The organism is Brevibacterium album DSM 18261 (assembly GCF_000426445.1).
GTDB classification, from domain to species: Bacteria; Actinomycetota; Actinomycetes; order Actinomycetales; family Brevibacteriaceae; genus Brevibacterium; species Brevibacterium album.
This window is the reverse complement of sequence record NZ_AUFJ01000009.1, coordinates 738,338-750,333: the sequence shown is the minus strand read 5'-3', so window position 1 is coordinate 750,333 and position 11,996 is coordinate 738,338. Positions and strand designations below refer to the sequence as shown.

General features: G+C 70.6%; 10 protein-coding genes. 3 read left to right on the top strand and 7 right to left on the bottom strand.

All coding sequences use genetic code 11. The annotated features are described in order from the left end of the window. Nucleotides 1-325: 325 nt before the first annotated feature. The 3 genes from K318_RS19085 (at nt 326) to K318_RS23420 (ending at nt 4,662) form a co-directional block, all read left to right on the top strand. A complete protein-coding gene (locus tag K318_RS19085; protein WP_051297429.1) occupies nt 326-2,071 on the top strand; it encodes a M20/M25/M40 family metallo-hydrolase in 1,746 nt (581 codons plus the stop codon). 263 nt (nt 2,072-2,334) lie between these two features. After that, nucleotides 2,335-2,784: a DUF3817 domain-containing protein gene (locus tag K318_RS0103415; protein WP_029088444.1), complete on the top strand. Its 450-nt coding sequence runs from the start codon at nt 2,335-2,337 to the stop codon at nt 2,782-2,784. A 222-nt stretch (nt 2,785-3,006) separates the two neighbouring features. Then, complete coding sequence (locus K318_RS23420) at nt 3,007-4,662, top strand: coiled-coil domain-containing protein (RefSeq protein ID WP_029088443.1); 1,656 nt, start codon at nt 3,007-3,009, stop codon at nt 4,660-4,662. 100 nt (nt 4,663-4,762) lie between these two features. Here the strand turns inward: K318_RS23420 and K318_RS0103405 are convergent, their stop codons facing one another. The 7 genes from K318_RS0103405 to K318_RS0103375 all read right to left on the bottom strand — a co-directional run bounded on the left by K318_RS0103405 (nt 4,763) and on the right by K318_RS0103375 (nt 11,992). Then, on the bottom strand, nt 4,763-5,014 hold the full coding sequence (locus K318_RS0103405) for a hypothetical protein (protein WP_029088442.1): 252 nt from the start codon (nt 5,012-5,014) through the stop codon (nt 4,763-4,765). 9 nt (nt 5,015-5,023) lie between these two features. Further along, entirely contained in the window at nt 5,024-5,209 is a 186-nt protein-coding gene (locus K318_RS0103400) for a hypothetical protein (protein WP_029088441.1), read from the bottom strand. Beyond that, entirely contained in the window at nt 5,202-6,368 is a 1,167-nt protein-coding gene (locus tag K318_RS0103395; protein WP_029088440.1) for a hypothetical protein, read from the bottom strand. Before K318_RS0103395 ends, K318_RS0103400 begins: the two co-directional genes overlap by 8 nt. A 51-nt stretch (nt 6,369-6,419) precedes the next feature. Continuing rightward, nucleotides 6,420-6,683: a hypothetical protein gene (locus K318_RS0103390; RefSeq protein WP_029088439.1), complete on the bottom strand. Its 264-nt coding sequence runs from the start codon at nt 6,681-6,683 to the stop codon at nt 6,420-6,422. Beyond that, nucleotides 6,683-10,087 (bottom strand): FtsK/SpoIIIE domain-containing protein, encoded by a 3,405-nt coding sequence (locus tag K318_RS0103385; protein ID WP_029088438.1) that lies wholly within the window; start codon nt 10,085-10,087, stop codon nt 6,683-6,685. Before K318_RS0103385 ends, K318_RS0103390 begins: the two co-directional genes overlap by 1 nt. Nucleotides 10,088-10,247: 160 nt before the next feature. Further along, nucleotides 10,248-11,366 carry an o-succinylbenzoate synthase gene (gene menC / locus K318_RS0103380; RefSeq protein ID WP_029088437.1) on the bottom strand — a complete coding sequence of 373 codons (1,119 nt, stop codon included), beginning with the start codon at nt 11,364-11,366 and terminating at the stop codon, nt 10,248-10,250. Nucleotides 11,367-11,428: 62 nt separating this feature from the next. Next, nucleotides 11,429-11,992 carry a DinB family protein gene (locus tag K318_RS0103375; RefSeq protein ID WP_029088436.1) on the bottom strand — a complete coding sequence of 188 codons (564 nt, stop codon included), beginning with the start codon at nt 11,990-11,992 and terminating at the stop codon, nt 11,429-11,431. Between the last annotated feature and the right edge of the window lie 4 nt (nt 11,993-11,996).

The window sequence follows — 11,996 nt, the reverse complement described above, 5'->3', positions numbered from 1 at the left end:
GCACGTTAACTTCGAGGCAATACCCCGGAGCTTGGGATTGTGTGAGGAGACGGTGCGCCTCCGGCTCCTCGGCGCCGCTGAGGAGCGCGCCAATCGCTGGGGTAACCGCACGATAACGAACTTTATCGTTTCGTTATCTGAAGTGGCCTTGTGATTGATTACTGTGTAGTTCATGTGACGCCGGTGGCAGTGGCCTGGGCGTCACGGGAGCAAAGCACTGAAACCACTCGCAGAACGGTCCGCGGCCGTGTGCGCCGATGCGCACGGAACGCGGGCTCGCATCGAAAGGCACACAATGCAGAGACGAACGGAACGGAGCCGCGCGATGCTGCGCGGCTCCGTGACAGTCGCCGCCGCCGCGGCCCTCGGGCTCACCGCGACCGCCGTCACCCCGGCGTTCGCGGCCCCCGGGCAGGAAGGCCCCACCGAGCACACGGACATGGGGGTCACCGGCGCGGACGCGATGAAGCACCTGCGGGAGATCTCCGACCTCTCCCTCGCACACGCCGGGGACGGTTACCGGGCGCTGGGCACGCCGGGGTACGCGGCGGCCTCGGAGTACGTGGAGGGCGTGCTGGAGGCGACGGGAGCCTATGACGTCACCCGCCAGACCTTCGATGTGGAGCGCTACCTCCTGCACTCCACCGCCTTCTCCGCCGACGGCGCCGAGTACGAGGCGGGGAGCCTCAGCAACTCCGAGGCCGGGGAGGTGACCGGAGCCGCGCTCGCCCTGCCCGCGGACGAGTCCTATGGGGACGGTGCCGGCGGCGAGCTGGGCTGTGAGGCCGGTGACTTCACCGATGTCGCCGATGCGATCGTGCTCGTGCAGCGCGGCACCTGCGAGTTCGGCCTCAAGGTCACGAACGCCTCGCAGGCCGGAGCGGCCGGCGTCGTCATCGTCAACACGGACGATGAGCCGCTCAACGCGACGCTGGGCGACCGGGCGGAGGGCAACGCGCCTGCGGTCTCGCTGTCGAAGACGGACGGCGAGGCGCTGCGGCAGAAGGTCCTCGACGCCGCTGAGGATCCGGAGGCGGAGCCGCTCACCGGCGATCTCTCCGTGGATGCGGAGTTCGAGACGGTCGAGACGTGGAACGTGCTCGCGGAGACGAAGGCCGGCGATCCCGAGCGCGTCGAGATGCTCGGTGCGCACCTCGACGGCGTGGAGGAGGGCCCCGGCGTCAACGACAACGGCTCCGGCACCGCGGCGCTCCTGGCGGTCGCGGAGAAGCTCGCGGATCAGCCCGCCGAGGTCGACAGCACCGTCCGCTTCGGGTTCTGGGGTGCGGAGGAGGTCGGACTCGTGGGCTCCACCCGCTACGTCGAGAGCCTCAGCGATGCAGAGGCCTCGCGGATCGCCTCGTACCTCAACTTCGACATGGTGGGCAGCGAGAACTTCATCGTGGGCACGCTCGACTCCGACGGATCGGACGTCCCGATCCCCGACGGCGTCCGGGTGCCCGAGGGCTCGGCGGAGCTCGAGAAGATCTTCACCGACTACTTCGATGAGGGCGGACAGCCCCATGTGGGCACGGAGTTCTCCGGGCGCTCCGACTACAAGGCGTTCATGGACCGCGGCATCGCCTCCTCCGGCCTCTTCTCCGGCGCGGACGGCATCAAGACCGCGGACGAGGTCGAGAAGTTCGGCGGCGTCGAGGGAGTGCAGTACGACCGCTACTACCACACGGCCGATGACACGATCGAGAACGTCTCGACGGAGTCGATGGACATCTTCGTCCCGGCCATCGGGTATGCGGCGCACACTCTCGCATACGAGCTCGCCGAGCCCACGGAGGAGCCGACCGACGATCCGACAGGGGAGCCCACGGGAGAGCCCACGGGCGAACCGACTGACGAGCCCACGGGCGAGCCGACCGGCGATCCGAGTGAGGACCCGAACGGCGGGCAGGACGATGACAGGGGCGACGGCAAGGACGATGGCCGAGACGATGACGCCGGATCGCTCCCCCGCACGGGTGCCGACACCCTGCCGCTGGTGAGCGCAGCCGTGATCCTCCTGGTGGGAGGCGGCGCCCTCGTGGCCGCGACCCGCATGCGCCGTAGGGCCTGAGCGCGCCGCAGGGCCTGAGCACCGCATAGCCTGCGGCCGCGACCTGCACTGAACCTCCGGTTCTGCCTGCTGCAGCGTGGTGTTCCGGAGGCCCAGAGGGAGAAGCCCGCGGGTCCCCGTTCCGGTCGAGTCCGGGGCGGGGACCCGCGGGCTTCCTCGTGTGCGCTCGTTCCGGAACCGTGCGGCTGTCCAGGGGCTGAGCGAGGAGTTCTCAGATGCGGGAGCGGCGCACACGAGCGGGCGGGGTCGATGAGGATGGGCCCGTGACTCCCAAGACCTTCTTCAGCATCTTCGCCGTGGGCGAGGCAATCACCTGGGCACTGCTCCTCGCGGGCATGTTCCTCAAGTACGTCACGCGGACGACGGAGGCGCTCGTGAGCATCGGCGGCGCTCTGCACGGCTTCATGTTCCTCGCCTTCGTGGTCGCCACCGTCTATGTGGGTGTGTCCCAGAAGTGGCGGGCGGGGCGGGTGCTCATGGGGCTCGTGAGCGCGGTCATCCCCTTCGCCACCGTCCCCTTCGAGATGGTGGTGACCCGGCGGGGCGGTCTCGCCGGCGGCTGGCGGCTCGGCCGTGACGGCGCGCAGCCGGGCAATGCCGCCGAGGCCGTCGTGGCCTGGACCCTGCACCGTCCCGTGGTCGCGCTCGCGGTGGGCGCGGTCGTCGTGGCGGGCGTGTTCACCGCGCTCATGGTGTCCGGCCCGCCCGTGTGAGAGGCGAGGGCAGTACCTTCGGCCCCGCACCCTTCTCCAGCGCGCCTCGCAAGGGTCTCCCCTCCCAGCGCGCCTCGCCGGTTGAGCGGTTTCTGTCGGATGCGGCGCCTGATTCCGACAGGAACCGCTCAACCGACGGATTGGGCGTGAGCAGGTGGGGTGGAGAAGGCGGCGTCCGTCATACTGGAAGAGGCCGCCCGTACAGCGAGGAACAGGACCGCCATGCTCCAGCCCACCGTCGTCGAGATCGTCTTCCTGCTGGTGGCGGGAGTCGTGCTGCTCAGTTGCCTCGGCCTCGCCGGGATGGGCGCGGTATGGCTCAGACGCATCGGCCGTGAGCTCGCCGACGAGCGGGCGGAGCGGGCCGAACGTGAGGCTGCTGCGGCGGTCAGGAAGGCCGAGATCGCAGAGCTGCGTGTGACCGAGCTCCGTGCGGCCGCTGCGGAGCGCGAGGCCGGACGCGCCGAGAAGGACGCGGGCCGTGCCCGTGCCGACGCCGAGGCGGTGGGCGCACGGGCCCGGGCGGCTGAGGCCGAGGCGCGCACGAGGCTGTTCGAGGCGCAGGCGCGGGCGGAGGAGTCGCGCGTCAGGCAGGCGGTGGCGGAGGCGGGCCTTGCCGAGGCTCGGACCCGGCTCGCGGAATCCGAGGCGCAGCGTACCGAGGCGGAAGCCCGGCGCGCTGACACGCAGGCGCGGTGCGCAGAGGCGCAGACCGGCCTTGCTGAGGCGGAGACGCACAGGGCCGAGGCACAGGCAGGGGAGGCCGAGGCGCGAACCCGCACCGCCGAGGTCCGCGCGCGGGTGCTGGCCGCACAGGAGCGGCTGCTCGCAGCGCGGGCAGAGGTTGCGCAGGAGGAGGCGGAGGCCCTGCGGGCGCAGGCGCGGCGTGCCGATGCGGAGGGTGCTGCCGCCGAGGCGCGGACCCGCACCGCTGAAGCGGAGGCGCGGTGCGCAGAGGCGCAGGCCGGGCTCGCAGAGGCGGAGACGCGCCGGGTTGAGGCACGTCGCGCTGCGGACGGACACTCTCCGCGGATCGCCGAAGATGCGGCCGTTCCGGGGGTCGATGCGGCTGCGCTGCACCGGATCGCGAGGGAGCTGGGCGCTGATGCCTCGCTCGTGAGCCGCGTCGCCGACACCTTCGGCAACCGCGGGCTGACGGGACTGCACGATCTCGCCCGACGATGGTCGCCGCGACGGGGCGACGGCCCGGGCGCGGGCGGCGGCTCGCGCGGGGGCGGCGGCTCGCGTGGGGGCAGCGGGCAGGGTGAGGGGCCGCGCCGCGACGGCATGGCGGGCGAAGCCCGAGGAGAGGCGGACGCGCTGCGAGGCGGTGCCGGGAGCTCGGAGCATGACGGTCCGCCCGCGGAGGAGGTGAGCCCTGCCGGACCGGCGGACATGGCCGCGGGGCTCAGGCGGCTGATGGGAAGCAGCGGAGCCGAGGGTGCGGACCTGGACGGGATCATGAGCTGGCTGGGGGAGTGGTTCGACGGACTCGCGCCGGGCGGCTCGGTGCCGGGACGCTCCGCTGACTGGGATCAGTCAGGGGCGCACACTCCGCCAGGGAAGCACAGCGATCGAGGATCGTCGAGGGAATCCGGTGACGCGCCGTTCACGGGTGATGATGCGCCAGGCGAGATGGCGGAGGACGCGTTGGCCGAGACTGCGCCCGCCGAGGAGGGTGATGACGGCGCGGCGTTTGACCTGTCCCCGGCCCCCACCGGCGGGATCGACGTGCAGGCGCTCATCAAGGAGGCGCTGCGGCAGCGTGGGGGTGCAGGATCCCGCGATGTGAGCGATGAGGAGTCGGAGGACGGTGAGGACGAGGCGTCACGGGAGGAGGGTGAGCCCGATGACGGAGGCGAGGAGGCCCCCTCCTGACCCTGGAGGCTCCGGTGCCGTCCTCACTGACCCCCGAAACGCCGCTTCCCACCCGGATGCGACGAGCCGGACAGCGGCGTTTCGGGGGTCTTGTGGGATGTCAGCGCCAGTTGGAGGCCGGTGCGAGATCGAATTGCTCAGCACCATGGACAAGGGCGCTCAGCGCAGCGGCGCTGCTGATCTGGTTCGAAATCCACGCGAAGAACCAGACGACGCAGGAGATGATCACTGCCAGTACGAGCAGGACCACGATGCGCTTCACGAGGCGCTTGCGCCGTTCCGTCTGGGCCGGAGTGGGCGGTGCGGCCTCGAGGCGCTGCGGCATCTCGAATGTGGGAATGGGGTCGATCATGGATGCTCCTCAGAGGTCCTGGACGTTCTGCTCGATTTCGGCGAGAAGCCGCTCCACCTGGAGATTCGTGCGCGCGATTCGGAGCGCGAGCGGACTGACCAGCTCCGCATCGACGCGTGCGGCCTGACTGTCCCGCCATTCGAGGCGGACCGCATCCATGCCGGTCCGAAGAGACTGTGCGATGTGCTCAGCCATGCGTGTCCTCCTCTGCCGCACTGGTCGTGGCGCGGGCACCAGTGTCGCTGCCGCACCCCTCGTCCTCGACTGCAACGGGGACCTCTTTCGCTCCCGCACGGATGAGTGCCGCAAGGAGGGAGCCGCGGCGGACCACGGTGCACCCTTCTGCCCCGCGACGCACCGTGATCGGGTCTTCGATGAGGCCGCGGTACATCGCGGAGAACGAGTGCTCGTCGCTGCGGCCGTCGCGTGCGTCCCTCTCCATGAAGGTCTCCTCCTCGGGCGCCCGGCGGAACATGGCCTCCCCTCCGTGCGTCCAGAGTTCGACGATCGCGGCCTCACTGGGCGTGAGCTTCTCCGCTCTGCCAGCGTGGTCTGCTTCGCCGGTGTGGTCCGCCGGGGCCGGGCAGCCACCCGAGGCCAGATCCTCCGCGGACATCAGCCCGACGTTCAGCCGCCGAGGGGTGCCGTCCACACTGCTGTCGGCACCTGGGTCTGCACCTTCCGAGGCGCTCGAACCGCCATTGGAGGAGGCGCCGCCTGCACCCGCGGACCCGGCCCCCGAGCCGCCTCCTGCCCCAGCGGCACCGAAGCCCCCGGACCCCACAGCACCGAACCCGGCCGCGCTCGCAGCGTTCCTGGCGGAGTGGAGATAGGCGTCGATGATCGAGCCGAGGGAGGTCAGCTTGCCGCGCGCCCGTGCGATGTCCGCCGTCTGCCAGGCCCAGAACCGGGAGAACTCCGCGTCGATCTCCTCGGCCGCGCGGTCGATGCGGCGCTGTGCGGCCGCACAGCGCTCCCGGGCTTCCGTGTGCTCGCGGGCGTCGGCTCGGAGGCCGGCTGCGTGCCCGTCGAGGTCGCGGGCACGGCTTTCCGCGGCACCGATCTGAGCGGGGGACGGGCCATAGCGGCGTCCCTCTCGGTCATAGGACACCGAAGCCGCGAGCGCCCGGGCCTCGGCATGCGCACGTGCTGCCTCCTGCTCTGCGGCCTCGGCGCGCCGCCAGGCGTCCTCCTCCTGCGCCCGCCTGCGGGCGAGAGCCTGCGCCGCCTCATCCGCCCGCGAACGCGCTCTCCGACGTGAGTCCGAGGAGTGCTCCACCATCGAAGCGGAGGCGGCGGTCAGCAGACTGAGGGTGCGGTCGATCGCGGTCCTGCTGCCGGAAACCGTGGACACCTGCGCTCCTTCACTGCCGATCTGCCTGCCGGCCCCTCAGCCGGTCCGTCTTCACCTGCCCAGGAAGTCGCGCAGCTGGTGGGACTTCCTGTCCACCTCGTGCGCGTGTGCCTGGAGCGTCTGCGAGAGCTTCTTGAGCCCCGCGGTCGCTTCGCTCACATCGCGGTCGATCCTGTCCTTGACCGAGTCGTTCCAGTCGATCGTCTGCAGAGTGCGGTCGAGCTGTTGGGCCAGACGGACGACCTCGTCGCTGTTGCTGCGCAACCGGTGGGCGAACTGCTCGAGTTCGTGGGCATTGGCATGTACGCGGTCCATCACTGTCCTTCCTGATGCGCTCCGGCCGCAACCGGCTGGTCGGTGCCGTCGATGAGAGAGCCGATGGTCCGGGCATCCCTCACGAGGTAGGGGGAGAACTTCTCCGATTCCTGCGTATCCGTGTTGACGTAGGCCATCTGGTTCTCCCGCAGGGTGAAGGCTCCGTGAGCCCCGGTGTAGGAGGCGAGGTCCTCCGGACTCATGGCGGTGAAGAATCGGTGGGCGATGTCCTTCGCAGAGTCCCGCGTGATGCTCCGCAGGAGGTTGGGCACCGTGTCCGCCCACAGGATCGTGTGAATGCCCACCTCGGGACCGTCGCGCAGCAGCGCTTCCAGTGTCTGTGTGGGAGGTGCGGCCGCCTCGGGGTCGTGCGGGACATAGACGGTGGAGTCGAGGTCCCTGGCCCGGTGGACGCCGTGGAGCATGAGCACCTCCGTGCGTGCGTTGCGGTCGAACTCCTCCTGCCGGCGCGTGAGCTCCTCGGCCAGCTCGCCGAGCACTTCGGTGAGCTGACGGGGCGCGTGCACCTGGGCCCTTCCCGAGTCCTGGAGCATGCGGGACAGCTCCTGCAGGGTGGGGGTCTGCTGGGTGAAGGTGATCAGCCGGAGGCGCGAGTGCGGTTCGCCTGCGAGGACCGAGGCGGCCGCGGACACGGCGAAACCCACCGCCTTGGCATCCGCGCTCCGCGAGACCAGCGCGGCATTGGATCCGGCCTCACGGGGCAGCAGCGCACGGAAATCGGCGGTGAGGCGCAGTGCATGCCCGGGAGCGAGCGCAAGGCGCGTAGGGTCGCCGGGCTGCCGCGCGGTGAGACGGGCGAGGAACGTCTCCCGTGGCTCCTCGTCGAGATGGGACTCGACATCGGAGTGGAACACCTGCGGCCGCCGCGTGAAGCCGTGGGCGTCGGCGGTCTCCCGCAGCCGGGCCAGGCGCGTGAGGCGGTCCTCCTCCGGTTCGAATGCGGTGAGGAAACGCGCGTTCGAGGCGTCGGCACCGGCGTCCGGGTTTAGGACGCCCTCTCCGCGCTTGTAGGTGGAGCGCAGCGCGGAGTTCCGGTCGCCGAGCACCATCGCCCCATCCTCCGGGGAGGCCGGGAGGAGGATGCGCACGCCCACCATCTGGAGTACCTGCCGGCCGATGGCGGGCATCCCGGAGAGGGACTGCGAGCTCAGCAGCAGGTGGACGCCCAGGCCCCGGCCCTGCCGGATGATCTGCTCGAGCAGCTGTGCGGCCTCCATCCCCAACCGGTCATCGGCGGTGAAGAGCATCTGGAACTCGTCGAAGACGAGGAGCACGCGGGGCATCTCGTGCCCCTGCGCGCGGTAGTCGGCGTAATTCGTCACGGAGGGGCGGGCCTGTTTGAAGAGCTCGGCGCGGCGTCTCATCTCCTCGGCCACGCTCTTGAGGACGCTGAGTCCGAACTCCCGCTCGCTCTCGACGGCCACGCAGCGCGCATGAGGGAGGTCCGCGTCCGCATAGGCCTGGAACTCGACGCCCTCCTTGAAGTCGAGGAGATGCAGTTCCAGCTCGGCGGGGGAGTACAGAGTGGTGAGACCCGCGAGCAGGGTGTGGATGAGCGTGGACTTCCCTGAGCCCGGGCGGCCCACGAGCAGGGCTCCGGCATGGTCGCCCGAATCCAGTGTCAGCAGGGCGACATCGCGGGCACCGGCGCGGCCCAGCGGGGCCGCGAGCGCGGGGGCGGCGCTGTTCCTCCACCAGGTGCGCGGGTCCGCGGGCACGGGCACGCGCGTCCCGCTCACGAGGTCGGAGCGGGTGTCCGCCTGCAGCACCCTCTCGTACTGGATGAGCGTGTCCGGCCACGCGGTCGCCACCGCGCGCCCGCGTGCGCCGCGGCCCACGGCGTCGACGACCCGATTGATGACGGCGAAGCCGTCCTCCTCGCCCAGCGTCCGGACGGGGTCATCGCCTCCCGTGTCGAGGTGCAGGGGCACGCGCAGGCCCTCGAACTCGAGCGTGAGCCCGTCGAGCGAGAACAGAGACTGATGCGGCAGGTCCGCATAGCGCACGCGCGTGTGGTAGCCGGACTCGTCCTGGGGCTCGCCCGTGGTGGTGATGAGGGTGAAGACGCCGCAACGCGGGCCCCGGTCGAGAATGGTCCGCAGGGGGTCCATCATCCGCTCGTCGATGCGGTGGGGGAAGTCGAGGAGGACGAGGAGGCGATAGGGCTCGGCGATCTCGCCGGCTGCCTCGTTGTACTCCCGGAGTGTGTCGTAGTCCTGCCGCAGGTACGTCTGGACGACGTTGACGATGTGGTCCGCGGTCGAGGTGAGGAGGTCGAGGATGTCCTCCTGCGAGGAGCGGACCTTGCCGGAGAGGAGCTCCTGGCTGTGATCGGCGAGCTGGACGAAAGGGGCGAAGCTCTGGCCCACGCCGATGGGATCGGCGAGTCCCAGCCGTAGGGTGCCGGGAGGGAACGCGGCGAGCTGCCGGGTGAGGAAGGCCCGTACGAAGGACTCCTGGTCCTGCCTGCGGTTCCCATCGGTGAACGCGATCGTCTGGGCGCGGTCCCAGGTGCCGGAGAGGATGAGTGGGGAGAACTGCGAGCGGACGACGGCCTCGGCCTCGGCGGACTCCTCGGTGCGGTGGGCATCGAGGGACTCGGTCCGGTGCGCGGGGTGCAGCGTGCCCGCCACATAGCCGGTGGGCCCCGTTGCCTCGATGGGTTCGAACTCCGTCCAGGCGGGGTGGGCCCAGTCGAGGACCTCCGCCGGGGCCTCGGGGGTGCACGCCTGCCGGTAGGCGCCCCAGTGCTCGGCGTCGAGCTCGCGGCCCCTGCTGATGAGCGCAGTTCTTTGCGAGGACAGCGAGCGCCGCTGAGCCGCGAGCTCCTGCTGTGCCCTGTCGGTGTGCGCGGCGAGGTCGGCGGCGAGGGCGTGCGCCTGGTCGATGCAGCCGCGCCGGGTCCCCTCGATGAAGCGGAGGTGGTGGGTGAGGGCCTCGTGCTGGGATTTGATGAAGAACAGGGGGCGGTCGAGGGCGTCCCGCGCTTGGATGGCGCGGTTGGAGGCGTCGTCGACCGGGCCGGTCTCGATCTGCGCGCGGCTGCCGGTGAAGGAGCTCCCGGGCACGATCGGGTCGATGGGACCGGATCTGTGCAGTGCGGTCAGAGCTTCCCAAGCGCGGTTGGACCCGGAGAGGTCGTGCTGGACGCGCCGGGCGAGGCCACCCGCTAAGGCGCTGTGCTCATTGGCGAGGGCCGTCTGCCGCCGGGTTGTCTCCGTCAGTCCCTGCTGTGTGCCCTGGTGCTGGGCGACAGCGGCGCTGTCGGCATCGAGGAGCTCTGCGATCCGGTTCTGCGCCGCGGTGAACAGCTCGGTATGGCTCGGCCCGCCGCTCGTCGGAACGGTGCTCTCACGGTGCGGCGCTGCGTCCGTGTCACGCATGGGGAGTCCTCCTGCTGCCGGTCGTGCATGCGGGTGCAGATGCCGACGCGAGCTGTGTCGTGTGTCCGAGATCGAGGTCAGTCTAAGCACAGGTACGCGAACGAGGCAGGTCCGTATGTCATTTCAGCGAGCAGGATCGGCCCTGAAGGGGGACGCCGCCTCAGCGGGTGAGTTCGATGGTCTCCGTCCGGAACTTCGCGAGCTTCTCGGGATCGATGCTCACACCGAAGCCGGGGCCGGTTGGCACGGCCACGACGCCGTCGTGCATGACGATCTCCTCCGTGATGTCCTCGTGGAAGAAGCGGCTGGAGCCGGAGATGTCGCCGGGCAGGCTGAAGCCCGGCAGGCTCGCCATCGCCGCGTTCGCCGCACGCCCCAGGCCGGTCTCCACCATCCCGCCATGCCACACCGCCACGCCGTGGGCGCGGGCGAGGTCGTGGATCCTCTTGGCCTCGAGGTAGCCGCCCACCCGGCCGGGCTTGATGTTGATGACGGCGGCCGCGCCCAGGGAGATCGCATCGGCGGCGGCCTCGGCGGAGACGATCGACTCGTCGAGGCACATGGGCGTGTGCATGAGCTTGGCGAGCTCCGCGTGCTGGCGGATGTCCGCCTCGCCCAGGGGCTGCTCGATGAGGAGGAGGCCGTAGTCGTCCAGCCGGCGCAGGTGTGCGGCGTCCACGAGCGTGTAGGCGGCGTTCGCATCCACCTGGAAGAGGAAGTCGTCGCCGAACTCCTTCCGCACCGCCGCCACCGGCTCGAGGTCCGCCCCGGGCTTGATCTTCAGCTTGATGCGGGCATACCCCTCCTCGAGATATCCGCCCACCACCCGCAGCAGCTCCGGGACCGTGTCCTGGATGCCCACGGAGACCCCGGAGGGCACCGTGGTGCCGACCCCGCCCAGGTACTCCTGGAAGGAGCGGCCCTGCGCCAGCAGCTGCGCGTGGAGGACGGCCATCTCGAGCGCGGACTTCGCCATGGGGTGGCCGATGATGTGGCGGAGGTGCCAGCCCACCGTCTCCGCCGTGAGGTCGTCGGCCTCGAACAGCCGAGGCGCGAGCCAGTCGCGGGTGACCGCGATGCCGCCGTCCACGTACTCCTCCGAGTACAGCGGTGCGACCATCGCGACGGACTCGCCCCAGCCGGTGACGGTGCCCGACGCCGTCTCGAGAGTCGCCTCGACGAGGTAGCAGTTCTTCTCCGTCTCCCGCATGAAGGAGGTGGTGAAGGGGGAGACGAGGGGCATGGAGATCCGGTGGAGCCGGAGCGACGTGAGCTGCATGACAGCAGGGTAGCAATGGGGCGGAGGCTCAGCTTCCCGCATGCGGGCCGGATCTGCGGCCCTCATTCCCCCGTGAGGCCGTCGACGGACTGGCGGATGAGGTCGGCATGGCCCAGGTGCCTCGCGTACTCCTCGACCATGTGCGTGAGGATCCAGCGCAGCGAGACCTGCGCCCGCCCGCCCCAGGCCGGATGCGTCTGCCCCAGTGCCGCGACCGCGTCACCCGCCGTCATCCGCTCGGTCTGTGCACGGGAGCGGGCGGTGCTCGCCTTCCACAGGTCACGCAGCGCTGCGGCGTCCGCTGTGCGCACGAGGTGCCAGTCGGCGTCCTCGTCGGCCGCCCAGTCGGTGCTCGCCCAGGGTTCGGGCATGGGCGCCTCGGCGGCCGTGTGTGCGAACCAGAAGTCCTCGACGAAGGACATGTGCGCGAGCATGCCGCCCAGGGTGAGGTCGGAGGGCGGCAGGGTGAGGCGCAGCTCCTCCGTCGAGAGGCCGTCCGTCTTCCAGGCCAGGGAGGCGCGCAGGAAATCGAGGAAGCCCAGCAGCGTGCCGAGCTCATCGGCGGAGTGCGGAGGCTCGGGGCGGTCCTGCTCGCCGTATGCGGGGACCTCGTCGTCTGCTGTCATGCCG

Excerpts from the sequence above, each read along its gene's own strand:
- K318_RS19085 (WP_051297429.1), top strand. The coding sequence starts at position 326 with ATGCTGCGCGGCTCCGTGACAGTCGCCGCCGCCGCGGCCCTCGGGCTC.
- K318_RS23420 (WP_029088443.1), top strand. The coding sequence starts at position 3,007 with ATGCTCCAGCCCACCGTCGTCGAGATCGTCTTCCTGCTGGTGGCGGGA.
- K318_RS0103405 (WP_029088442.1), bottom strand. The coding sequence starts at position 5,014 with ATGATCGACCCCATTCCCACATTCGAGATGCCGCAGCGCCTCGAGGCC.
- K318_RS0103400 (WP_029088441.1), bottom strand. The coding sequence starts at position 5,209 with ATGGCTGAGCACATCGCACAGTCTCTTCGGACCGGCATGGATGCGGTC.
- K318_RS0103390 (WP_029088439.1), bottom strand. The coding sequence starts at position 6,683 with ATGGACCGCGTACATGCCAATGCCCACGAACTCGAGCAGTTCGCCCAC.
- K318_RS0103385 (WP_029088438.1), bottom strand. The coding sequence starts at position 10,087 with ATGCGTGACACGGACGCAGCGCCGCACCGTGAGAGCACCGTTCCGACG.
- menC (WP_029088437.1), bottom strand. The coding sequence starts at position 11,366 with ATGCAGCTCACGTCGCTCCGGCTCCACCGGATCTCCATGCCCCTCGTC.
- K318_RS0103375 (WP_029088436.1), bottom strand. The coding sequence starts at position 11,992 with ATGACAGCAGACGACGAGGTCCCCGCATACGGCGAGCAGGACCGCCCC.